The organism is Paracoccus methylarcula (assembly GCF_003007735.2).
Taxonomy (GTDB): Bacteria; Pseudomonadota; Alphaproteobacteria; order Rhodobacterales; family Rhodobacteraceae; genus Paracoccus; species Paracoccus methylarcula.
This window is the reverse complement of sequence record NZ_PXNQ02000014.1, coordinates 15,661-38,541: the sequence shown is the minus strand read 5'-3', so window position 1 is coordinate 38,541 and position 22,881 is coordinate 15,661. Positions and strand designations below refer to the sequence as shown.

Here is a 22,881-nt window from a genome sequence, read left to right as displayed (position 1 = left end):
GCGCTAGAACTTCGGCATGGATATTCTGGACAAGATCAAGGCCTACAAGCTGGAAGAAGTCGCCGCCGCCAAGGCCGCGCACCCGCTGGCCGATATCGAGGCGGCCGCGCGCGCGGCGACGCCCCCTCGCGGCTTTGCCCGCGCATTGACGGACAAGGCCGCGACCGGTCCGGGCCTGATCGCCGAGATCAAGAAGGCCAGCCCGTCCAAGGGCCTGATCCGGGAGGATTTCGATCCGCCCGCGCTGGCCCGCGCCTATGAGGCCGGGGGGGCTGCCTGCCTGTCGGTGCTGACCGATGCGCCGAGTTTCCAGGGCGCGCCCGAATTCCTGGGCGCCGCCCGCGATGCCTGCAACCTGCCCGCCCTGCGCAAGGATTTCCTCTATGACCCTTACCAGGTCGCCGAGGCGCGGGCATGGGGCGCCGATTGCATCCTGATCATCATGGCCTCGGTCGATGACATGCTGGCGTCGGAACTGGAGGACGCCGCGATTCACTGGGGCATGGATGCGCTGATCGAGGTGCATGACGCCGAGGAACTGGACCGCGCCTTGCGGCTGAAATCACCATTGATCGGCATAAACAATCGCAATCTCAAGACCTTCGACGTGACACTTGATGTCACGCGACAGCTTGCGCCGCGTATCCCCGGGGATCGTGATATAGTCTGCGAAAGCGGCCTTTTCACCCCCGCCGATCTGGCCGCGATGATGCAAGTCGGCGCTCATCGTTTCCTGATCGGGGAAAGCCTGATGCGGCAGCCCGATGTCGCCGCCGCCACCCGCGCCATCCTGGAGCCCGCCGCATGAGCCTGACGCATTTCGACAAATCCGGCCAGGCACATATGGTCGATGTCTCGGGCAAGGCGGAAAGCGCGCGCGAGGCGGTGGCGGAAGGCTGCGTGGTCATGTCACCCGAAACGCTGTCGCTGGCCGAGGGCGGGGCGAAGAAAGGCGATGTCATGGGCGTCGCCCGGCTGGCGGGGATCATGGGGGCCAAGCGCACCTCTGACCTGATCCCGCTCTGCCATCCGCTGCCGATCTCCAAGGTCACGCTGGATCTGCGGCCCGATCCCGGCCTGCCCGGGATCCGCGTCACCGCCACCGTGCGCACGACCGGCCGCACCGGTGTCGAGATGGAGGCGCTGACCGCCGTTTCCACCGCCTGCCTGACCATCTATGACATGCTCAAGGCGCCGAGAAGGGCATGAGGATCGAGGGCATCCGGCTGATGCGGAAAAGCGGCGGCAAGTCAGGTGATTACGAGGCAAAGCCATGATTTCGGTCGAAGAGGCGCTTGCCCGGGTCCTGTCACTGGCGGGCGCTCCGCGGGGCGAGGTGCTTGCGCTGGATCAGGCCGCCGGGCGGGTATTGCTGGAACCCGCGATCTCGCGCATGACGCAACCGCCCTTCGACTCGGCGGCGATGGATGGCTATGCGCTGCGCCATGCCGATCTGGGGCAGCGGCTGCGGGTGATCGGGGAAGCGGCAGCGGGTCACCCCTGGACCGGTAAGGCCGAGCCCGGAACCGCGATCCGGATCTTTACCGGCGGCGCCGTCCCGCCCGGCTATGACCGTGTCGAGATGCAGGAAAACACGCAGCGCGACGGCGAATGGCTGACCGTGACCGCCCCTTCGCAGGACAGTTATATCCGCAACCGTGGATGCGATTTCAGCGAAGGCGACCGGATCGAGCCCGGGCGGTGCCTCTCTCCCGCCGATATCGCCCTGCTGGCTGCGATGAACCTGCCGCAGGTGACCGTGGCGAAACGCCCGAAAGTCGCCGTTCTGGCGGGCGGGGATGAACTGGTCCGCCCGGGTGAAGCACCGTCCGAGGGCCAGATCATCAGCTCCAACGATCTTGCCGTTGCGGCGATTGCCCGCGCGGCCGGGGCCGAAGCCGAGATCCTGCCAATCGCCCGCGACAGCCAGGACAGCCTGCGCGAAAGCTTTGCCCGTGCGCAGGGTGCCGATCTGCTGGTCACCATCGGCGGGGCCTCGGTGGGCGATCACGACCTGGTCGGGAAAGTGGCCGAATCCATGGGGATGGAGCGCGCCTTCTACAAGATCGCGATGCGTCCAGGCAAACCGCTGATGGCCGGGCGTATCGGCGAATGCGCGATGCTTGGCCTTCCGGGAAATCCCGTATCCGCAATCGTTTGCGCGACGATCTTCATGCAACCGCTCATTCACGCGATGCAAGGCTTGCCCACCGGGAAACGCCGTTTCCACGCAAGGCTCGCCAATGCGCTGCCGCCGGAAGGACGGCGCCAGCACTATCTGCGCGCCCGTCTTACCGAGGGCGGGGATCTGCCCGTCATCAGCCCGTTCGATCGCCAGGATTCATCGCTCCTGTCGGTGCTGTCGCAAGCGGATGCGCTGCTGATCCGTCCGCCACATGATCCGGCGAGACAGGCGGGCGAGATCATGGATTACCTGCCCCTGTTCCCCTGACGATTCATCTAAAACCCGGTCAAATGCGTATGCCGATTGACGCGATTCGATTCATGAGGTAGAACATTAGCAGAACACCTGCTGGATGAGGACGGGTAGATGCTGACGAAAAAGCAGATACAACTGCTGGAATTCATTAGTCAAAGAATGAACCGGGATGGCGTCCCCCCATCATTCGACGAAATGAAGGATGCGCTGGATCTGCGATCCAAATCCGGGATTCACCGGCTGGTGACGGCGCTGGAGGAACGTGGCTTCATCCGCCGTCTTCCCCACCGCGCCCGCGCGCTCGAGATCGTTCGCCTGCCAGACACATTGTCGAGACCGCAGGCAAAGACGAATGACGGATCGGCAAAATCCCCTGCGGGTTTTTCTCCCAGAGTCGTCGGAAATTCACGTCCAAAGCAACCGCGCGGTGCAATGCCGCTCACCGATAGCGGTGCGATCGATCTGCCCCTGATGGGCCGGATCGCAGCCGGTGTCCCGATCGAGGCGATATCGGAGGTGGCGCAACATGTCTCGGTTCCCGGCAGCATGCTGACCGGTCCCGGGGATCATTATGCGCTGGAGGTGAGGGGCGATTCGATGATCGATGCCGGGATCCATGACGGCGATGTCGTGATCATCCGTCACCAGGACATTGCCGAGAATGGCGACATCATCGTGGCATTGATCGAAGGGACCGAGGCGACACTGAAGCGCTTTCGCCGCAAGGGCAAGATGATCGCGCTGGAAGCTGCAAACCCTGCCTATGAAACACGCGTCCTGCCCGATCATGCGGTGCAGGTGCGGGGGCGCTTGGTCGGCCTGATCCGCAGTTACTGAGGACATGATGGCGGCCGTATCGCCATCTGCCGAAGGGCGCTCTTCAACGCCTGAGAATATGGCTCAGTCTTCGCGCTGTGCCGCGCGTTTTTCGGCCAGGACGAATTGGCGCTGGCGTTCGCGAAAGCGGGCGCGATCCGGGGCGTCATATTCGTGCAGGCAACGGTGACAGCTCACGCCCTCTTCGAATTCCGGGCGGGCACGATCCTCGGGGGCCAGGGGACGGCGGCAGGCATGGCAGAGGATGTGACGCCCCTGTCCAAGCCCGTGGGTCAGGCTGACACGTTGGTCGAAGACAAAGCATTCCCCCTGCCAGAGACTTTCCTCCTCGGGGATCTCTTCCAGATATTTCAGGATCCCGCCCTTGAGGTGAAAGACCTCTGTCACCCCTTGCGATAACAGGTAATTCGTCGATTTCTCGCAACGGATTCCGCCGGTGCAGAACATGGCAATGCGCTTGTTGTGAAAGCGATGCGCATTCTGCCGCCACCAGTCAGGGAATTCACGGAAGGTTTTCGTACCCGGATCGACCGCGCCCTCGAATGTGCCGATCCCGGTTTCATAGTCGTTGCGGGTATCGATCACTGCAACATCCGGCGCGGTGATCAGCGCATTCCACTCTGCCGGATCGACATAATGCCCCACGGAGGCGGCCGGATCGACATCGGGCTGGCCCATGGTCACGATCTCTTGCTTGAGACGTATCTTCATGCGCCCGAAAGGCATGGTCTCGGCGGAGCTCTCTTTCCATTCAAGCTCCGTGCAGCCGGGCAGCGACCGGATATGGGCCAGCACCCTGTCGATACCAGCGCGATTGCCCGCGATGGTGCCGTTGATCCCCTCACCTGCCAGAAGCAGCGTTCCGCGAATGCCATGCGCCTCGCAAACCGTCAGCAAGGGGTCCCGCAAGGCGGCGGGATTCGTGAACCGGGTAAAGTGGTAAAGGGCGGCGACGATCAGCATGGGCGGGGCATAAGCCAGCTGTACCCGGCAAGGCAAGAGGCTGCGGGCGCACCCAAAGGCATTGACGCGACCGTGAGCGCTTTCTACCCATAGGTTGAAGCAAAAGGAGGTGATCATGCCCAGGGCCCTGATCGTCATCGACATGCAGAATGATTTCTGCCCCGACGGCGCGCTGGCCGTGGCAGAAGGCGACCAAATCGTCGGACCTATCAACGCGCTGATGGGTGAATTCGACGCAGTCGTGCTGACCCAGGACTGGCACCCCGCCGATCACGCCAGCTTTGCCGATAACCATCCGGGCGCCCCCCCGTTCAGCCTGACCGAGATGCCCTATGGCCCGCAGGTCCTGTGGCCGCGCCATTGCGTCATCGGTAGCGAGGGGGCGGCATTTCATCCCGGGTTGAATACCGATCGGGCCGACCTGGTGCTGCGCAAGGGCTTTCGGCCAGGGATCGACAGCTATTCCGCCTTCTTCGAGAATGATCACGAGACACCGACCGGGCTGGCGGGATATCTGCGCGAACGCGGCCTGACCGATCTGAGCCTTGTCGGGCTTGCCCATGATTTCTGCGTCGCCTGGAGCGCCATCGACGCCGCGAAGCTGGGCTTTGAGGTGACCGTCATCGAAGCGGCCACGCGCGCCATCGATCTGGATGGCAGCCTTGAAAAGGCGCGGGCCGAGATGCGCGGCGCGGGGGTCACACTGCGTTGACGGCCCATCGCATACCCTTGCATGCCCCGCCGCCAACAGGCACCAAGAGGATCGTTGTTCAGGAGCCCGGTCATGGCCGATATCGCCACGCGCGTCTATAATCACAAATGGAAGATCGACCCGATCGTGCGGTCGCTGATCGATGACGATTTCTACAAGCTGCTGATGTGCCAGTCGGTATTCCGCAATCGTCCCGACACCACCGTCACTTTCAGCCTGATCAACCGCAGCAAATCCATTCGCCTGGCCGAGATCATCGACGAGGGCGAATTGCGCGAACAACTCGACCATGTGCGGGGATTGTCCCTGTCGCGGGGCGAAAGCACCTGGCTGCGCGGCAACACCTTCTACGGCAAGCGCCAGATGTTCCGCTCCGATTTCATGAGTTTCCTGGAAGGGCTGCGACTGCCACCCTATCAGCTGGAGAAACGCGACGGGCAATATGAGCTGACCTTCGAGGGAAGCTGGCCCGAGGTGATGCTGTGGGAAATCCCCGCGCTGGCCATCCTGATGGAATTGCGTTCGCGGGCCGTGCTCAAGGATATGGGCAGGTTCGAACTGCAGGTCCTCTATGCCCGCGCCATGACCCGCGTATGGGAGAAGATCGAGGCGCTTCGGGAACTGCCCGACCTGCTGATCGCCGATTTTGGCACCCGGCGGCGGCACAGTTTCCTGTGGCAGGATTGGTGCGTGCAGGCAATGATCGAAGGGCTGGGCGAACGCTTTACCGGCACCTCGAACTGCCTGATCGCCATGCATCGCGATATCGAGGCCATCGGCACCAATGCACATGAATTGCCCATGGTTTATGCCGCGCTGGCCAAGGACGATCAGGCCCTGCGCCGGGCGCCCTATGACGTCCTGGCCGATTGGCACGAGGAGCATGAGGGCAATCTGCGCATCATCCTGCCCGACACCTATGGCAGCGCGGGATTTCTGGAACATGCGCCGGACTGGCTGGCGGGCTGGACCGGGATCCGTATCGACAGCGGAGATCCGGCGACGGGGGCCGAGGCCGCGATAAGCTGGTGGCGCGAAAGGGGCGAGGATCCCCGCGAGAAGCTGGTGATCTTTTCGGACGGGCTGGATGTCGCCAGGATCATCGAACTGCACCGGCAGTTTCATGGCAGGGTCAAGGTCAGCTTCGGTTGGGGCACCCTGTTGACCAATGATTTTCGCGGGCTGGTCCCGGGCGATGGGCTGGCCCCGTTCAGCCTGGTCTGCAAGGCGGTCGCCGCGAATGGAAACCCCACGGTCAAGCTGTCTGACAACCCGGCCAAGGCGATGGGTCCCGCCGATGAGATCAAGCGTTACAAGCGCGTGTTCGATGTGGGCCAGCAGGTCGCCGAGAAGGTGATCGTCTGAGACTTCATATCCCGGTCGCCAGCCTGATCAGCAGGTAGCCGACCGCCCCGAGAACCGCCGTCATCGGCACCGTCACCACCCAAGCGGCGGTGATCGTGGCAACATGGCTGCGGCGGATCAGCAGGCGGCGGCGGGTTTCTTCGGCGGGCAGTGCCTCGCGGTTGCGATTGCGACGGCGATCAAGCCACTCGCGTATGAAACCCACTCCGAAAATTCCCCCTACTGCGACATGGGTGGTCGATACCGGCAGCCCTGCTCCGGACGCGCCCAGCACCGTTGCCGCCGTCGCCAACGAAACGCAGAAGGCGCGCACCGGGTTCAGCCTCGTGATCCCGGTTCCGACCATGGCCACCAATCGCCGCCCGAACAGCAATGTCCCCAGGGCGATCGCCAGTCCTGCCATCAGCAGCACCAGCAGCGGAACCTGCAAACCGGTCCCCGTCCCCGTACCGGCCAGGGGAAGAAATACCGACAGCGGGCCGGCGACATTGCCGACATCATTGGCTCCATGTGCAAAGGCCATGATCACCACCGAAGCCAGCAAGGGCGGGCGGAACAGGTGCTTCATGCGCGGCCTTTCCCGCCCCCCGGAAAACTCGGCCTCAAGACGCCGGCGTATCATCCACCCCACCGGAAAACCCGTCAGCAAGGCCAGCAGAACAGGTGGCAGCGGCCAGATATCCAGGCGGCGCGCGACCAGCAATGCCAGGTAAGCCAGGAACAACCCCGCCATCGCGCCGATCAGCACGGGGAGCCAGCGTTGCGCCGCTGCCGCACGATCGGGCGCCTCGCGCACATAGACGGTGACGAAGGCAAGGATCACCGCCGCCAGTGCCCCGGCAAACAACGGCGAGATGATCCAGGCCGATGCGATGGTCAGCAAGCTGTTCCAATGCACGGCCCCGGCTCCGAGCGCCGCCATGCTGGCCCCCGCGATGGCGCCGACGATGGAATGCGAGGTGCTGACCGGCAGCCCGGCCCCGCTTGCAAGCGTGATCCAGCTTGCGGCACCGATCAGGGCCGCCAGCATCAGCATCTGTTCCTGACCCGCCGATGCAATGAACCCCGCATCGAAGATCCCCCCGGCAAGGCGATGAGTGACGGCGCCGCCGGCCAGGCTGGCTCCGGCGATCTCGGCCAATGCCACCAGCGCCAATCCCGGCAGCAGGCCGATGGCCCCCGCGCCCACGGCCGGCCCCAGGGAATTGGCCACATCGTTCGATCCGATCGCAAGCCCCAGCCAGCAGGCGACGATCAAACCCGCCCCCACGCCGACAAAGCCCGGATCGCGCCCCATCATCCCCATCGACAGGATCAGCACGGCAACGCATAGCAGGATCGCAAGCCCCAATCGCAGCACCGGCCGAAACGCATGGATCTGCGCCGTCTCGACATGGGTGATCCGACCCAGATCCTTGTCAAGGACATGAAAGCCGCGTTTGCCAAGCCTCATACCGATGCCCCTCCGCCGGTGCCCGTGCCTTAGCCCCGTGTCTGGGACAATCCCCGCAAGATAGTCTTCAGACCCGGTTCGGCAACCATAGGTATCGCCTCTTCAGGAGTGAACCAGCGACGTTCACGTTCCGCGGCTTCGGGAAAGCTTTTTCTGCATTTTTCGACATGCAACGGAAAGACCGCGACTTCGACGGGCACCGAAAAGCCGCTATCCTGTTCCTTGTCATAGCTATAGCGGCCAATCTCCTCGTGGGTGATGCGGCCTTCCACCCCGGCCTCTTCCCACGCTTCGCGCGCAGCGGCCCCGGGCAGGCTGTGCCCCTCCATCGGCCAGCCCTTGGGAATCACCCACCGCCCGGTCCCCCGGCTGGTGACCAGCAGCACCCGCCCCGTCCCGGGATCAAGGCACAATGCCCCCACCTGCAGGGACAGGGGCCGCTTTCCCAGAAGCATCCGGATGGATCTGCGCAGCATGTTCATTCGTCGGACTCCACCCGGCCACGCAGCGCCTTGACCTGCCCCCGCACCGCCTTGGCCTTCAGGCGCCGTTTCTTGCTGCCAAGCGTGGGACGGGTCGCGATCCGCCGCTTGGGCGCCAGCAATGCCCGCCGGACCAGATCGGCCAGCCGGTCGCGGGCAATCTCGCGGTTGCGGGACTGGCTGCGGGTTTCCTGCGACAGGATCACCACGGCGCCATCCGACGTCCAGCGCCGCCCCGCAAGCCGCTGCAGCCGCCGCTTGACCGGATCGGACAGATTGGGTGACCGCGCGGCCTCGAAACGCAGCTCCACCGCGGTTTCGACCTTGTTCACGTTCTGGCCGCCCGGTCCCTGGGCCCGTGTGAAATGCTCGGACAATTCCCACTCTTCAATCGCGATATTTTCGGACACGTAGATCATGGCCTCTAGATATGGCGGTTTATCCCATCATTCAAAACAACAAACATGACATGGTTGAAAAAAACGGCAGCTCATCCAGACGCTATCCCAGACCGGCCGGATTGGCCCTGCCGGTCTCCTGCTCTCGCAGCTTTCCCGCCGCCGGCCTGCCCGATCGGAAATTTTCCACCGATGCAAAGCCCGTGCCGGGAATTTGCCTTCCGGCCTGCGACGAATCCTTTTCTTCCGCCGCCACAGGGCCCATATTGTAGGCAAGGAGAAGATACCCAATGCCCCTGCCGCATTTCCTGCTGCTGATCGCTGCGGTGATCCTTGCCGCCGCCATCACGTTATGGGCCAGCCTCGCCGCTGGCGTGCCGCTATTCGCCCTGCTTCTCGTGGGCTTGACCGGGGCGGCCCTGCTTCATTTCTCGACGCGGAACTGGCACGATCACGACCGTTGATCCGGGGATCAGCTCTCCAACTCGGCATCCCAATAGAGAAAATCGATCCAGCTCTCATGCAGATGGTTCGGCGGGAAGCGCCGCCCGATCGCGTGCATTTCCTCGGGCGAGGGCTGGTGCGGTCTGCGGCGCAGGCTCATGCCGCAATGGCGCAGGCTGCGATTGGCCTTGTGCAGGTTGCAGGGCGAGCAGGCCGCGACGACATTTTCCCAACTGGTGATTCCGCCCCGCGAGCGCGGTACGACATGGTCGAAGGTCAATTCGCCCTTCGCCCCGCAATACTGGCAACAGAATTCATCCCTCAGAAAAAGATTGAAGCGCGTGAATGCCACGCGCTTCTGGGGTTTCACATATTCTTTCAGGACGACGACAGAGGGTATCCGGAAGGCCTGCCGCTGACTTCGTACGACCTCGTCATATTCGGCGATGATGCTGACCCGGTCCAGGAACACCGCCTTGATGGCCTCCTGCCAGGGCCAGAGCGAAAGCGGGTAATAGCTGAGAGGCCGATAATCCGCGTTCAGCACCAGCGCCGGGTGATGACGCAGATTGCCCGGTTCCCGCACGAACTGGGTTCGAAACTCCGCCTGATGAGATTTATCCAGCATTCCGCTTTCCCGCCTGCCCCGTCTCGACCTGACCGAGGCGCTCATCACTCCATGAACCAACTATATATCGTGGCCCGCATCTGACAAGCCCCCGGATGTATCCGATGCAAGGATCAAATAGCGCATCAGAATGAACAAAGCATGACAACTTGCCCAGGGTCCGCCCGGATGGCAGTCTGTTGGTCATGACGACATCAGCCCCGCCGGTTCTCGGCACATTGGAAACCGCCCTTTACGCGGATGACCTGGATATCGCGGCCAGCTTCTGGACGGATGTCATGGGCCTCACGCAAATCGTGGCCGTGCCCGGCCGCCATGTCTTCTTCCGCGTGACCGATACACCACGCCCACAGGTATTGCTGATCTTCCGCGCGGAAGCGACCGAAAAACCGCCTGCGCCCGACGCGAGACTCCCGGTGCCGCCGCATGGCGCTCGCGGGCCCGGGCATGTCTGCCTCGCGGTGGCCCCGGACCGGCTCGATGGCTGGCGCGACCATCTCGCCGCGCATGATATCGGGATCGAGGCCGACTTCCATTGGCCGAACGGCGCCCGCTCGATCTATTTCCGCGACCCGGCCGGAAATTCCATCGAACTCGCCGATCCGGCACTCTGGGCCTGATCATTTCTCCTTGATGAAAATATCTTCGGGGGAGCCCGGCCTGAACAGGCTGGGCGGGGGCAGACAGCCCCTTTCGCCGGCCGATCGGGCCGGCTTGTCGCGTGCCCGGCCTTGGCCGGGCTCGATCGGGTTGCCCGGCTACTTGCCCAAACGGTCCTTCAGGAAACCCAGGGCCACCGACAGCCCGTCGGGCGCGATGCCGTGCCCGGTTCCCTTCATCACATGGCCATAGACGGTGAAACCCGCGCCTTCCAACGCCTCGCCGGCCAGTCCCATATCCTCGAAGGGAACCATCGGGTCGGCATCGCCATGGATCAGCAGCACCGGCGGTTTCACCTTCACCTCGGCCTCCAGCCGCTCGGGCAGCAGAAGCCTGCCCGAGAAACCGACGATCCCGGCAACCTCATGGTCCCGGCGCGGCAGGACATGCAGCGCCATCATCGTGCCTTGCGAAAAGCCGACGACCACCATCCGGTCGGACGTCAGCCCCTCATCGGCAAGCACCTTGTCCAGATAGGCGTTCAGCGCCTTGATCGAGCGTGCCATCGCCTCCTTGGCCTGCTCTTCGGTCGAGCCGTCCAGCCACGGGATCGGAAACCACTGGTAACCCATCGGATTGTTGACGCTGCGCTCGGGCGCGTCCGGGGCGTAGAACACCGTGCCCGGCAGATGCGGCGCAAGGGGATCGGCCAGCCCCAGAAGATCGGCACCATCGGCGCCATAGCCATGCAGGAACACGACAACCGCATCGGCCTTTTCGGGTCCCTTTCGGGCGGATTTCAATTCCATGTTCACCTGATCCCTTCACGTCCCTTGAGCTGCCGGTAATAGGCCCACAGCCCCCGCGCCGCAACCGAGCGCCATGGCCGCCACGGCTCGGCCATTTTCCGCAGCGCTGCCGGGCCGGGGCGTTCCTCCAGCCCATACAACATCCGCGCGGCCTCCTGCAGCGCCAGATCGCCAGCGGCAAGGACATCCGCCCGCCCCAACGCGAATTTCAGGTAGATCTCGGCGGTCCAGAGACCGATCCCCGGCAGTGCGACCAGCGCGGCGATTGCCTCGTCATCGGGCATGCCGCGCAGGCCGGACCAGTCCAGCCCCGTCCCGGCAATCCCGCGCAGATAGCGGATCTTGGGCCGTGACAGCCCGGCCCCGCGCATATCCTCGTCACTTGCCGCCACGATCCCTTCGGGCGAGGTCAGGCCCGCCGTCACCATCCGCTCCCATATCGACGCCGCTGCGGCGATCGATATCTGCTGCGAGACGACCGCGCTCGCGATCGCCTCGAACCCGTCAGGACGGCGGCGCAAGGGCAAGGGGCCGAGTTCCGGCAGCACCCGCGCCCAGACCGGGCAGATCCGGGCCAGATACACGGCGCCCTCGGCCAGATCGGCCTCGGTTTCGATCAGCCGTCCCGGCCCCCGCGACGGCTCGGGCCGGCGTTCAGTCATGATCCGCCTGTGCTTCGAGCTTCAGCCGCGTCTCCCAGGCCATCGAGATATGCTGGCGCAACGCCCGGTCCGCCGCATCGCCATCGCCCGCCGCGATCGCATCGACGATCCGCTTGTGCTCGGCCAGCGCCGTCTCGCTGCGGCCTTCGGCGGCCAGCGAGGTGCGGGCCATCAGCGCCATGCTGCGATGCACGAGGTCAAGCTGCTGCACCAGGTAGCGGTTATGCGAAGCCAGGTGAATCTGCCGATGAAAGCGCTTGTTCGCCCGCGCCAATGCCTCGGGATCGCCCACCGCCTTCTGGTCCTCGGCCACCATCTGCGCCAGCACCCGTACCTCTTCGGGCGTGGCATGTCGGGCGGCCAGCCGCGCCGCCAACGCCTCCAACTCGGCGCGCACGACGTAAAGCTCGGCCAGTTGATTGTGATCGAGCGAAGCGACGATCAGGCTGCGGCCGTCGCGCACCAGCATCTGCTGCGTCTCAAGCCGTTGCAAGGCCTCGCGCACCGGGGTCCGCGACACGCCGAAACGCTCGGCCAGTTCGGATTCGACCAGCCGGTCGCCGGGGCGATAGGTGCCGGATTCGATGGCGGCGAGGATCAGGGAATAGGCATCATCTCTCATGACCGACACGATTGGCCGGGCGCGCGGCAATTGCAAGCGCGCAGTCGCCGGGATATGCGACAAGTATGGATTTCATGAATATCGATATCTGGATCTTCGATCTGGACAATACGCTCTACCCGCCCGAGACGGCGCTGTTTCCGCAGATCGAGACCCGCATGAACGCCTATGTCATGCGCAGGCTTTCGGTCGAACCGGATCATGCCGACCGGCTGCGCCGCGATTACTGGCACCGCTATGGCACCACGCTGGCCGGGCTGATGGCCGAGCATGCGATCGATCCTTCCGCCTATCTGGCGGAGGTCCATGACATCGATTTCTCGGAACTGACCCCCGCCCCGGATCTGGCCCGCGCGATCGATGCCCTGCCGGGGCGCAAGCTGATCCATACCAATGCCGATTCCCGCTATGCCCGCAAGGTGCTGACCGCACGCGCCTCGATCAGTTCGAGGCAATCTATGGCGTCGAGGAGACCGGCTTTCATCCCAAGCCGGGGCCCGAGGCCTATGACGCGGTCATCGAACAGGCCGGCATCGATCCAGCCCGCGCGGCATTCTTCGAGGATGATCCCCGCAATCTTGCCGTGCCGCATCAATTGGGGATGCGCACCGTGCTGGTCGGTCCGGGGCGCGACGGGCCGAACGCGCTTGCCGGTCCCGGGACAATCGGCAATCATGTCCAGCACCGCACCGGGGACCTGACCGGATTCCTGCAAGGGATCATGACCGCCCGCTGAACAGGACGGAACCGAAACGCGCCGAGAGGGCCAGCATGACCGCCAAGATCGAAGATATCGACATCCTGGTCTCGGGCGGCGGAGTCGCCGGGCTGATCGCAGCGGCGGCTTTCGGCTCCGAGGGGTTCTCGACCCTCTGCGTCGATCCCGCCCCCCCGGTGACCGAGGAGGCCGCCCACGGCGCCGATCTGCGCAGCACCGCCTTTCTTGCCCCGTCGGTCGATCTGCTGGAACGGATCGGGTTGTGGGACCGCCTTTTGCCCTTTGCGACGCCCTTGCAGATCATGCGCATTGTCGATGCGGGCGGCGCACAGCCCGAGGCCCGTTTGACCCGCGATTTCGATGCCGCCGAGATCGGCGATACGCCCTTTGGCTGGAACCTTCCGAACTGGCTCTTGCGTCGCGAGATATCCGCCCGGCTCGAACATCTGCAAACCGTGCGCTTCCAGCCCGGCATCGGCACCGCCGACCTGATTCCCCGCGATGAAGGCGCCACGGTAACCCTGTCGGATGGCCGCCGCCTGCGCGCCCGGCTGGTCGTTGCCGCCGACGGGCGCAACTCGCCCACCCGGCAGGCATTGGGGATCGGAGTGCGGACATTCCGTTATGGCCAGAAGGCGCTGGCCTTCGCCGTCACCCATGAGCGCCCGCATGGGAACATCTCGACCGAGATCCACCGCTCGGGCGGTCCCTTCACGCTGGTTCCCCTGCCCGACCGCGACGGCTTGCCGTCTTCGGCTGTCGTGTGGATGGAGAACGGCCGCGAGATCGCCCGGCTGAGCGCCCTGTCGCGAGAGGATTTTGCCGCAGAGCTGAACGCGCGTTCGGCCGGGATTCTTGGCCGCCTGACCCAGGCCACCGCACTGACACAATGGCCGATCATCAGCCAGATTGCCGACCGCTTCAGCGGCCCCCGCACCGCACTGATCGCCGAGGCCGCTCATGTCGTCCCGCCCATCGGCGCGCAAGGCCTGAACATGAGTCTTGCCGATCTTGCCGCACTGATCGAATTGTCACGGAACGATCCCGGCAACGCGGAAAGCCTCGACCGCTATAACCGCAGCCGCCGCCCGGATGCCCATGCCCGGTTGCTGGGCATCGACGCGCTGAACCGGGCCAGCCAGGCCAAGCTCCGCCCGCTGCGCGACCTGCGGGCTGCCGCGCTTGGCGGGTTCTATGGCATCGGCCCGATCCGCCGGATGGTGATGCGCGCGGGGCTTGGGCTGGGTTCTGGCAAAACGAACACATAGGGGCTTGCCCTGGTCCTCGACCTGATTTCCGATCCCGACTATTGATCAAAGGTGACAGATGCCGAATCCGGAATATGCATTGACCATGGCCAGATACAATCTCTGGCAGAACGAGACCCTGCTGAATGCGGCGGATAATCTTTCTGCTGAAGAGCGCGCACGGGATCGCGGCGCGTTCTTCGGTTCGATCCAGAAGACCTTTTCCCATATCATGTGGGGCGACATGATATGGATGAGCCGTTTCGCCGGGACACCCTGCCCCCCCGGAGGCCTCGCGGAATCGGTCTTGCTTGCCGATGACTGGACCGCGTTTCGCAAGAAGCGGCAGGTTCTGGACGAATGGATCCTGCAATGGGCGCACGAGGTTTCGCCCGAATGGTTCGAGGGAGAGCTAAGCTGGTTCTCGGTCGCGATCGGGTGCGAGCTGAGCAAAGCGAAGACGACGGTGGTGCTCCATATGTTCAATCACCAGACCCATCATCGCGGCCAGATCCACGCGATGCTGACAGCGGCAGGGATCAAGCCCGGCGATACCGATGTTCCCTTCATGCCCGAACATTATCTGAGCCTGTAGCTGCGCCGCTTCGAGGAAAGCAAAGCAGTGCCTCAGCCCCCGTCCTGAAGCGCCCTATTTCTTGCGGCGGCGCTTTTGGGCACGCTTGATCTCGGCCAGCCGGGATTTCGTCGAGACCCGGCGGGGGCTGCGGCCACGCTTGCCCCTGCCCGGCACGTGCGGCAGCGCCTCCCCCTCGAGTTCAAGCAGTTCCAGCGTAAGCCCGCCGGTGACAGGCACCGCCTCGGTCAGGCGCACGGTGACACGCTGGCCAACGCCGACCTCGATCCCGGTATCGGCACCGATCAGCTTCTGCGCGTCGGGGTCGAAATGGAAATACTCCTGCCCGATATCGCGGATCGGCAGCAAGCCGTCGGCCCCCGTCTCGTCCAGCTTGATGAAGGCACCGAAACGCTGGATGCCGCTGATGCGCCCGGTCATTTCCGTGCCTACCCGGTCGGCCAGATAGGCGGCAAGATAGCGGTCGGTCGTGTCGCGCTCGGCCGCCATCGAGCGGCGCTCGGTCTCGCTGATATGGGTGGCGGTTTCCTGCATGCGCTCGATATCGCCCTCGGACAGCCCATCCTTGCCCCAGCCATGCCCGGTAATCAGCGCCCGATGCACGACCAGGTCGGAATAGCGGCGGATGGGCGATGTGAAATGCGCATAGCTTTTCAGCGCCAGCCCGAAATGGCCGAAATTCTCGGGGTGGTAATAGGCCTGCGTCATCGAGCGCAGCGTGGTGATATTGATCAACTCGTCGAAATCGGTGCCCTCGGATTGGGCCAGCAGCCGGTTCAGATGGCTGGTCTGCAAGACCTGCCCCTTGGCCAGCGTGAAGCCCGATGCCTGCGCCACCTCGCGCAGCGCGTCGATCTTGTCGAGCGAGGGCTCCTCATGCACCCGGAACAGGAGCGGGCGCTGACGGCGGGACAATTCCTCGGCGGCGGCGACATTGGCCAGCACCATGAATTCCTCGATCAGCCGGTGCGCGTCCAGGCGTTCGCGGAAATTCACCGATTTGACGCGGCCATCCTCGGTCAGTTCGATCCGGCGCTCGGGCAGGTCCAGATCAAGCGGCTGACGCCGGTCACGCGCCGATTTCAGCAGGCCATAAGCGTGCCAGAGCGGCTTGATCACCGAATCCAGTAATGGGGCGGTCTGTTCGTCGGGCTTGCCGTCGGCTGCCGCCTGCGCTTGCCCATATGACAGGCTGGCCCGGCTGTTCATCATGCCGCGATGGAATGTGTGGCTGACCTTGTTGCCCTGCGCATCCAGCCGCATGCGCACCGCGATCACCGGGCGGTCCTCGCCCTCGTGCAGCGAACAGAGATCGGCCGAGAGCGCCTCGGGCAGCATCGGCACCACGCGGTCGGGGAAATAGGTCGAGTTGCCACGGTTCCAGGCCTCGCGGTCCAGTGCCGAGCCGGGGCGGACGTAATGCGCCACATCGGCGATGGCGACCCAGATGGTGGCGCCGCCGTCTTCCTCGATCAGGCCTGCCACGGCGTCGTCATGGTCGCGCGCATCCGCCGGGTCGATCGTGACCAGCGGCAGGTCGCACAGATCCTCGCGCCCCTTCATGGTCGCGGATTTCTGCGCCTCGGCCTCGGCGATGACCTTGCCGGGAAACTCGTCGGGGATACCATGCTGATGGATGGCGATCAGGCTGACGGCACGCGGGGCCGATGGATCGCCCAACCGCTCCACGATCCGCGCCAGAGGCAGACCAAGCCGGTTTTTCGGCCCCGCCTGTTCGGCCTGCACCAGTTCACCGGATTCCGCCCCGAGCGTGGCGTCCGGCCGGACCCGCCATTCGCGGTCCTGCCCCTTGTCGATGGGCACGATGCGCCCGCCCTCGGTTTCCTTGCGGAACACGCCCACGATCCGGTTCGGCGCGGCGGTGATACGCCGCATGAGCCGCGCCTCGTATTGATGATCCTCGCCATGCGCCTCGACCAGCCGGGCGAGGAAGCGTTCCCCCTGCCCCAATGCCGGATCGGATTCGCGCGGGGTGAACAGGATACGCGGCATCGGCCCCTCGCCGCGCCATTCGAGCGGGCGGGCGAAAAGATCGCCGGAACCGTCCGGGGGCAGCAATTCCAGCACCGTGACCGGGGGCAGTTTCTCGGGGTCGAGATAATGGCGGCGGCGGCGTTCAAGTTGGCCTTCGGCCTCAAGCTCCTTCAGCACCCGCTTGAGTTCGATCCTATCCGCGCCCTTGATGCCGAAAGCTTGGCGATGTCGCGCTTGGAGCTGGCGTCGGGATGTTCGGCAACCCAGTCCATGATCTGTTGCTTGTTGGGAATCTGGGTCATGGGATGAGCCTAACAGGGAAAGGGCAAGGAGCGACAGGGGTTCAAAGCTCGCGTATCATGTCACGATGCGGGATGCCCGCGTCATCGTAAACCTCGCCCGCCACCGTAAAACCCAGTTTCTCGTAGAACCCGATGGCATGCACCTGTGCGCCAAGCCTGGCATGGGTCACGCCGGGGCGCGCCCGCAGCACGTCCACCGCCGCCCGGATCAGCTTGGTGCCAAGCCCGGTGCCGCGTGCCTGGGCCAACACGCAGACCCGCCCGATCTTGCCGGTCGAGCCGGATTGCAGGATGCGCGCGGTGCCGACCGGCTCGCCCTCTTCCCAGGCCAGAAGATGAATCGCCTGCCCGTCCAGATCGTCCCACTCATCGGCCTCGGCAATGCCCTGTTCCTCGATGAACACGGCGCGGCGCAATGCGCGGCAGGCGTCGATATCACCGGTCTCTTCGATCCTCATGCGAAATACCTCTCCAGGATGCGCTGGTAGATTCCCTTGAGCTGTTCGACCTGCGCGGCGGGCACGCGTTCATCGACCTGATGCATGAAATGGCCGACAAGGCCGAACTCGACCACCGGGCAATGGTCCTTGACGAAGCGCGCATCCGAAGTCCCGCCCGAGGTCGATAATTCCGGCTGCCGCCCGCATTCCCCGGCCACGACATCCCGGACCAGATCGACAAAGGGGCCGGGCTCGGTCAGGAAGGCTTCGCCCGAGATGTCGGCCTCGATTGTCAGCGCAACGCCGGTTTCGGCGCTGATCGCCTCGGCGCGGGTGGTCAGGTCGCGGGTCAGAGACTCGCCCGTATGCAGGTCGTTGAAGCGGATATTGACCACCGCCGTTGCCGTCTCGGGAATGACATTCGAGGCGGGATTGCCGCAATCGATGCTGGTGATCTGCAGGCCGGTGGGGTCGAAGTGATCGGTTCCCTGATCGAGCGGCTCGGAGATCAGCCCGTCCAGGTAGCGGGTCAGCGCATGCAGCGGGTTCTTCGCGCGATGCGGATAGGCTGCGTGCCCCTGCACGCCCCTCGCTTTGATGTGGAAGGTGACCGAACCACGGCGGCCGATCTTCATCATCTCGCCCATCTGGTCGGGATTGCTGGGCTCGCCGACGATGCAGACATCCATCCGCTCGCCATTCGCGGCCATCCAGTCCAGGATCGCGCAGGTGCCGTCCTTCGATGCTCCCTCCTCGTCGCCGGTGATGGTCAGGGTCACGGCACCATCGGGCGGGGTGCGGGTGACGAAATCGATGGCGGCGGCAGTAAATGCTGCAACGCCAGATTTCATGTCGGTGGCGCCCCTGCCCCAGATGAACCCATCCTCGACATGACCGCTGAAGGGCGGATGCGTCCAGGAGCCCAGATCTCCGGGCGGAACCACATCCGTATGGCCGTTGAAGCCGAAGCTCTTCGCACCCTTCGCACCCCATCGCGCGAACAGGTTCGGCGTGCCGTTCCGGTCCACCCGGTGAACTTCGAACCCCGCAGTGCTCAGCATGTCGCCAAGCAGCACCAGCGCCCCGCCCTCTTCGGGCGTCACGGAAGGGCAGCGAATCAATCGGGCGGTCAGGTCGGCGGCGTCGGTCATATGTTCAGATCCAGAATTCAAATGCACGGCGGACAAGGTTGAGCCCGGTCAGAACCAGAAGCACCAATGTCCAGCGCCGAAACTGCACCACATCGAGCCGGTCCTGCAAGGCAAAGCCGGCCATCATCCCCGCGAAAGCCGGAACGCATAAGACCAGCGACAGCGGCAGGGTCTGCGCATTCAGTATCCCCGAGGTCAGATGTGCCGCCGTCAGCACGATTGCCCCCAACAGGAACACCACGCCCTGCACCCGCACCTGCTCGCGCTTTTCCACCCCGACGGACAGCAGGTAGACGATCAGTGGCGGTCCCCAGATACCCGAGATGCCGCCATATAGGCCGCCGACGATTCCGGTGACGGCCTCTGCCCGGCGGCGGTGATGCAGGGGCAATGCCAGCGACCGTCCCGCCAGTTGCCACAATGCGAAACCGACGATCGGCACCCCCAGCAGGATATACATTACCGGCTGCGGAAGAGCCCGCGCAAAGCCCGCCGACACGCAGATGAAGATCACCACCATCGAGATATGCAACCGGAAGCGCCAGATCGATCCCCAGGCCTCTTGCGGACCCTGCCGGAATGCCTGCTGGATATTGGTCAGCAAGGTGGGCAGGATCAGCGCCGCCAGCGCCGTGGTGGCGGGCAGGATCGAGCCGAAGGCCGAGAGCATGATCATCGGCATGGCGAAGCCGACCGCGCCTTTCACGAAACCCGCAAAGGCCGTGATCGCGATTGCTCCCCAGAATTGCCAAGCCTCGATGCCGAACATGGGCGGCACGCTAGACCGGACGCGCGGGATTGGAAATGCCCCTGTTCAAAGAAAAACAACCCCGGCTCCACCGGGTGCGGGTCATGCGAAGATGACAGCCCCGCTCGAACCGGGTATCGCCGTCGCCGCACACGCGCCAAGGCGAGAGCCGCGAAATCGCGACGCCTTGGCGCAGCCGTAGCGGAACCCGCGCTCAGCCCTTTTTCTTGCCCCCCGACTTGCCACGCGCCTCGGTCGCGGCGGCGATGGCATTGGCGGCCTCATCCTGCATTTTCTGCGCGAAGGACACCATCTGCGCCGCATAGGCCTCTGCCCAATCGGCGAAATTGCCGCTTTGCATGGCCGAGGCCCGCATCTCCTCGCCCTTTTTCTGCATGCTCTGGAACTGCTCTTCCCAAGCGCTCTGCATGGTCTCCCATTGCGCGCGCACATTCTCGCCCGCTTCCTCGAAATAGCCCTGCATCTGCTTGTTCAGCTCTTCCTGGCGCTGCATGGCGGCTTCCTGCCACTTGCGGGCGCTGGCCATCATGTCATCGCCCTGGGCATTCATCTGCTCCTGCCACTCGCTGACCCGTTCCTCGAAACTGCGGGCATTCTCGGCCAGGCTGGAAAACATGTCGGACAATTTCATTGCGCTTCTCCCTGCGGAGCAAAGGCCCGGCGTGACAGACGCCCATGACAAAGCCCGCCCCTCGGATTTCAGCCTGCTGCGAGAGGCGGGCTTTGTCAAATATGGATCAACCGGATGGCGAGGTCCTGGGCCGGTCTCAGCCGCCGTCCTGCACCGGACTGTCCGCCGCCTCGCCCCTTTGTCGCTCGATCTCGCGCCAGCGGGCGACATTGGCGTTATGCTCGTCCAGCGTCCGTGCGAAGGCATGCCCGCCAGAGCCGTCGGCCACGAAGAACAGGTAATCCGTCTGTGCCGGGTTCAACGCCGCCCGGATCGCCGCACGGCCCGGATTGGCGATCGGCGTCGGCGGCAGACCGTCGATGCGATAGGTGTTGTAGGGCGTGGTCTCGTTCAGCTCCGACCGGCGCAGCCCGCGATCCAGAACCCCCTGCCCATCGGTGATGCCATAGATCACCGTCGGGTCGGTCTCCAGCCGCATGCCCTGCTCCAGCCGGTTGACGAAGACGCTGGCCACCTGTGGCCGCTCACCGGCGATCCCGGTCTCCTTCTCGACGATAGAGGCCATGATCAGCGCCTCCTCCGGGGTCTCGTAGGGCAGACCGAAGGGCCGCGCCTCCCATTCCTCGGCCAGGATCGCCGCCTGCCGTTCGGCCATCCGGGTCAGGATGGTCCCGCGATCCTCGCCCTTCTCGACCTCGTAGGTATCGGGGGCGAGGCTGCCTTCCTCGGGCAGCTCACTAATCTCGCCGGTCAGGAAATCGGCGGCTTTCAGTCCTTCGACCACCTGCCAGCTCGTCACCCCCTCGGCCATGGTCAGGCGCAGCCGGGCGTCTTTCTTTTCCTCGGCCGCGGCAATCGCCTCGGGCGCGTCCTCGACCGCCGGATTATAGCGTGCGCGCTCCTCGTAGGTGCCGGTCTCGGGATTGATGTCGCGCAGCAGCAGCGTGTTTTCGCGCACCCCGATGCGCAGGATCACCTCGGTCCCGCAGGTCGAAGGCCCGCCCTTGGTGATCACGCCCACGATATCCTCCATGCTGGCACGAGGAGGCATCAGGTAGCTGCCGAACCGCAGGTTGCGCGCCTCGTCCATGTAATCGGCACCTGCACGGAAGATGTAAGCGTTCGATATCGCCCCCTGCTCGGCCAGTTGCTTGCTGACCGCGTTCAGGCTGGCGCCGGGCGCGACCTGCACGCATTGCGCGATCTCGCTTGGGCCCGGCCCGGTGAATTGCTGCTTGGCCCAGGCCACCGCCCCGGCAGCGGCGATCAGCAACACGACCAGCAGCGTGAAGAAATTCGAGGCGATATTGCGCCAGATCATCCATCAACCTTTCGCAGCACGAGACTGGCATTGGTACCGCCGAATCCGAAGGAATTCGACAAGGCCACGTTCACTTTGCGGCGAACGGCGGCATTGGCGGCAAGATCCAGCTTCGGCTGGACGGCCGGGTTGTCCAGGTTGATCGTCGGCGGGCAGATCTGGTCGCGGATCGCCAGCACGCAGAAGATCGCCTCGACCGCGCCCGCCGCACCCAGCAGATGACCGATGCTCGACTTGGTCGAGGACATCACGGCATCTTTCGCGCTTTCCCCCATCAGCCGCTCGACCGCGCCGAGTTCAATCGTGTCGGCCATGGTCGAGGTGCCATGCGCGTTGATATAGTCGATCTGTTCCGGCCCGATCCCGGCAGAGCGTAGCGCGTTCTGCATCGCCCGGTAGCCGCCATCGCCATCCTCGGCCGGTGCGGTGATGTGATAGGCGTCGCCCGACAGGCCGTAACCGATCACCTCGGCATAGATTTTCGCGCCGCGCGCCTTGGCGTGTTCATATTCCTCCAGCACCACGACGCCCGCGCCCTCACCCATCACGAAACCGTCGCGATCCTCGTCATAGGGGCGGCTGGCGGCCTGCGGATCATCGGCACGCTTGGTCGAGAGCGCTTTGCAGGCGTTGAAGCCGGCGATTCCGATCTCGCTGATCGGCGCCTCGGCCCCGCCGGCGACCATCACATCGGCGTCGCCCAGCATGATCAACCGCGAGGCGTCGCCGATCGCGTGCGCCCCGGTCGAACAGGCCGTGACCACCGCATGGTTGGGCCCCTTGAAACCATAGCGGATCGAGACCTGACCCGATATCAGGTTGATCAGCGCACCGGGGATGAAGAAGGGCGAGACCCGCTTCGGCCCACGCTCCTTGATCAGCACCGCCGTCTCGGCGATCGAGGTCAGCCCGCCGATTCCCGAGCCGATCATCACGCCGGTGCGCAGCCGTTCCTCTTCACCCTCGGGCTCCCATCCGGCATCCTTCACCGCCTGTTCGGCAGCGGCCATGCCGTAAAGGATGAAGTCATCGACCTTGCGGCGATCCTTGGGCGCCATCCAGTCATCGGGATTGAAGCTGCCGTCGCTGCCGTCGCCAAAGGGGATCTCGCAGGCATATTGCGTCACGACATCCTTGGGATCGAAGCGCGTGATCGGCCCCGCCCCCGACTTGCCGGCCAAAAGCCGCTCCCATGTCGCCTCGCGCCCGAGGCGAGCGGCGTGACCATCCCCAGACCGGTGACAACAACCCTGCGCATGCGCGTATCCTTCAAGCAAATCCTCGTTCCGGACCTGAT

Annotated in this window: 23 protein-coding genes and 3 pseudogenes; 11 read left to right on the top strand and 15 right to left on the bottom strand. The window is 64.5% G+C overall.

All coding sequences use genetic code 11. The annotated features are described in order from the left end of the window. Nucleotides 1-16: 16 nt before the first annotated feature. From trpC to lexA, 4 genes and pseudogenes are all read left to right on the top strand, one after another. The gene (trpC, locus tag A7A09_RS18815) at nucleotides 17-808 is read left to right on the top strand and encodes an indole-3-glycerol phosphate synthase TrpC (RefSeq protein WP_106692824.1); all 792 of its coding nucleotides are present in this window, start codon (nucleotides 17-19) and stop codon (nucleotides 806-808) included. Further along, a pseudogene (gene moaC, locus A7A09_RS18810) lies at nucleotides 805-1,277 on the top strand (cyclic pyranopterin monophosphate synthase MoaC). Before trpC ends, moaC begins: the two are co-directional and overlap by 4 nt. Next, nucleotides 1,274-2,452 (top strand): molybdopterin molybdotransferase MoeA, encoded by a 1,179-nt coding sequence (locus A7A09_RS18805; protein WP_106692823.1) that lies wholly within the window; start codon nucleotides 1,274-1,276, stop codon nucleotides 2,450-2,452. The pseudogene moaC and the gene A7A09_RS18805 overlap by 4 nt, the downstream one beginning before the upstream one ends. Before the next feature lie 99 nt (nucleotides 2,453-2,551). Continuing rightward, nucleotides 2,552-3,277, top strand: a complete 726-nt coding sequence (gene lexA / locus A7A09_RS18800; RefSeq protein ID WP_106692822.1) for a transcriptional repressor LexA — start codon at nucleotides 2,552-2,554, stop codon at nucleotides 3,275-3,277. A gap of 63 nt (nucleotides 3,278-3,340) precedes the next feature. Here the strand turns inward: lexA and trhO are convergent, their stop codons facing one another. Further along, entirely contained in the window at nucleotides 3,341-4,240 is a 900-nt protein-coding gene (gene trhO / locus A7A09_RS18795) for an oxygen-dependent tRNA uridine(34) hydroxylase TrhO (protein ID WP_106692821.1), read from the bottom strand. A 115-nt stretch (nucleotides 4,241-4,355) separates the two neighbouring features. On the opposite strand from trhO, the gene pncA reads away from it, so the two are divergent. Together pncA and pncB are read left to right on the top strand one after the other, a co-directional pair. Next, the gene (gene pncA, locus A7A09_RS18790; RefSeq protein WP_106692877.1) at nucleotides 4,356-4,952 is read left to right on the top strand and encodes a bifunctional nicotinamidase/pyrazinamidase; all 597 of its coding nucleotides are present in this window, start codon (nucleotides 4,356-4,358) and stop codon (nucleotides 4,950-4,952) included. Nucleotides 4,953-5,024: 72 nt separating this feature from the next. Beyond that, nucleotides 5,025-6,317, top strand: a complete 1,293-nt coding sequence (pncB, locus tag A7A09_RS18785; protein WP_106692820.1) for a nicotinate phosphoribosyltransferase — start codon at nucleotides 5,025-5,027, stop codon at nucleotides 6,315-6,317. Nucleotides 6,318-6,321: 4 nt separating this feature from the next. On the opposite strand, the gene A7A09_RS18780 is transcribed toward pncB, so the two are convergent. The 3 genes from A7A09_RS18780 to arfB are packed head-to-tail and all read right to left on the bottom strand — an operon-like array spanning nucleotide 6,322 to nucleotide 8,671. Beyond that, nucleotides 6,322-7,770, bottom strand: coding sequence for an inorganic phosphate transporter (locus tag A7A09_RS18780; protein WP_106692819.1), 1,449 nt, complete (start codon nucleotides 7,768-7,770; stop codon nucleotides 6,322-6,324). Nucleotides 7,771-7,799: 29 nt separating this feature from the next. Next, entirely contained in the window at nucleotides 7,800-8,246 is a 447-nt protein-coding gene (locus tag A7A09_RS18775) for an NUDIX hydrolase (protein ID WP_245999468.1), read from the bottom strand. A gap of 2 nt (nucleotides 8,247-8,248) precedes the next feature. Continuing rightward, on the bottom strand, nucleotides 8,249-8,671 hold the full coding sequence (gene arfB / locus A7A09_RS18770; RefSeq protein WP_106692817.1) for an alternative ribosome rescue aminoacyl-tRNA hydrolase ArfB: 423 nt from the start codon (nucleotides 8,669-8,671) through the stop codon (nucleotides 8,249-8,251). A gap of 269 nt (nucleotides 8,672-8,940) precedes the next feature. Between arfB and A7A09_RS20905 the strand changes: the two genes are divergently transcribed. Further along, nucleotides 8,941-9,114, top strand: coding sequence for a hypothetical protein (locus A7A09_RS20905; RefSeq protein ID WP_170167158.1), 174 nt, complete (start codon nucleotides 8,941-8,943; stop codon nucleotides 9,112-9,114). An 8-nt stretch (nucleotides 9,115-9,122) separates the two neighbouring features. On the opposite strand, the gene A7A09_RS18765 is transcribed toward A7A09_RS20905, so the two are convergent. Next, entirely contained in the window at nucleotides 9,123-9,722 is a 600-nt protein-coding gene (locus A7A09_RS18765) for an HNH endonuclease (RefSeq protein WP_106692816.1), read from the bottom strand. 185 nt (nucleotides 9,723-9,907) lie between these two features. On the opposite strand from A7A09_RS18765, the gene A7A09_RS18760 reads away from it, so the two are divergent. Then, nucleotides 9,908-10,342, top strand: a complete 435-nt coding sequence (locus tag A7A09_RS18760; protein ID WP_106692815.1) for a VOC family protein — start codon at nucleotides 9,908-9,910, stop codon at nucleotides 10,340-10,342. Nucleotides 10,343-10,480: 138 nt separating this feature from the next. Here A7A09_RS18760 and A7A09_RS18755 read toward each other — a convergent pair whose 3' ends face one another. From A7A09_RS18755 to A7A09_RS18745, 3 genes are read right to left on the bottom strand one after another with little or no spacing between them, the layout of a single operon-like run. After that, complete coding sequence (locus A7A09_RS18755) at nucleotides 10,481-11,131, bottom strand: alpha/beta hydrolase (RefSeq protein ID WP_106692814.1); 651 nt, start codon at nucleotides 11,129-11,131, stop codon at nucleotides 10,481-10,483. A gap of 2 nt (nucleotides 11,132-11,133) precedes the next feature. Then, nucleotides 11,134-11,793: a DNA-3-methyladenine glycosylase family protein gene (locus A7A09_RS18750; protein ID WP_106692813.1), complete on the bottom strand. Its 660-nt coding sequence runs from the start codon at nucleotides 11,791-11,793 to the stop codon at nucleotides 11,134-11,136. After that, entirely contained in the window at nucleotides 11,786-12,415 is a 630-nt protein-coding gene (locus A7A09_RS18745; RefSeq protein ID WP_106692876.1) for a GntR family transcriptional regulator, read from the bottom strand. Before A7A09_RS18745 ends, A7A09_RS18750 begins: the two co-directional genes overlap by 8 nt. 454 nt (nucleotides 12,416-12,869) lie before the next feature. Between A7A09_RS18745 and A7A09_RS22205 the strand changes: the two genes are divergently transcribed. From A7A09_RS22205 to A7A09_RS18730, 3 genes are read left to right on the top strand one after another with little or no spacing between them, the layout of a single operon-like run. Beyond that, nucleotides 12,870-13,151, top strand: a complete 282-nt coding sequence (locus A7A09_RS22205) for an HAD-IA family hydrolase (protein WP_366466346.1) — start codon at nucleotides 12,870-12,872, stop codon at nucleotides 13,149-13,151. A gap of 35 nt (nucleotides 13,152-13,186) precedes the next feature. Beyond that, a complete protein-coding gene (locus A7A09_RS18735; protein ID WP_106692812.1) occupies nucleotides 13,187-14,401 on the top strand; it encodes a UbiH/UbiF family hydroxylase in 1,215 nt (404 codons plus the stop codon). Nucleotides 14,402-14,459: 58 nt separating this feature from the next. Then, nucleotides 14,460-14,975, top strand: coding sequence for a DinB family protein (locus A7A09_RS18730; protein ID WP_106692811.1), 516 nt, complete (start codon nucleotides 14,460-14,462; stop codon nucleotides 14,973-14,975). A gap of 54 nt (nucleotides 14,976-15,029) precedes the next feature. Here the strand turns inward: A7A09_RS18730 and rnr are convergent. From rnr to fabF, 7 genes and pseudogenes are all read right to left on the bottom strand, one after another. Beyond that, nucleotides 15,030-17,272: pseudogene (gene rnr / locus A7A09_RS18725) on the bottom strand (ribonuclease R). A 41-nt stretch (nucleotides 17,273-17,313) separates the two neighbouring features. Next, nucleotides 17,314-17,730, bottom strand: coding sequence for a GNAT family N-acetyltransferase (locus A7A09_RS18720; RefSeq protein WP_106692810.1), 417 nt, complete (start codon nucleotides 17,728-17,730; stop codon nucleotides 17,314-17,316). Further along, nucleotides 17,727-18,863 carry a succinyl-diaminopimelate desuccinylase gene (gene dapE, locus A7A09_RS18715; protein ID WP_106692809.1) on the bottom strand — a complete coding sequence of 379 codons (1,137 nt, stop codon included), beginning with the start codon at nucleotides 18,861-18,863 and terminating at the stop codon, nucleotides 17,727-17,729. Before dapE ends, A7A09_RS18720 begins: the two co-directional genes overlap by 4 nt. 4 nt (nucleotides 18,864-18,867) lie before the next feature. Continuing rightward, the gene (locus A7A09_RS18710; protein ID WP_106692808.1) at nucleotides 18,868-19,632 is read right to left on the bottom strand and encodes a sulfite exporter TauE/SafE family protein; all 765 of its coding nucleotides are present in this window, start codon (nucleotides 19,630-19,632) and stop codon (nucleotides 18,868-18,870) included. A 193-nt stretch (nucleotides 19,633-19,825) separates the two neighbouring features. Next, nucleotides 19,826-20,263, bottom strand: coding sequence for a hypothetical protein (locus tag A7A09_RS18705; protein ID WP_106692807.1), 438 nt, complete (start codon nucleotides 20,261-20,263; stop codon nucleotides 19,826-19,828). A gap of 136 nt (nucleotides 20,264-20,399) precedes the next feature. Continuing rightward, entirely contained in the window at nucleotides 20,400-21,581 is a 1,182-nt protein-coding gene (gene mltG, locus A7A09_RS18700; protein WP_211341186.1) for an endolytic transglycosylase MltG, read from the bottom strand. Beyond that, nucleotides 21,581-22,842 (bottom strand): annotated as a pseudogene (gene fabF, locus A7A09_RS18695) (beta-ketoacyl-ACP synthase II). The gene mltG and the pseudogene fabF overlap by 1 nt, the downstream one beginning before the upstream one ends. Nucleotides 22,843-22,881: the final 39 nt, after the last annotated feature.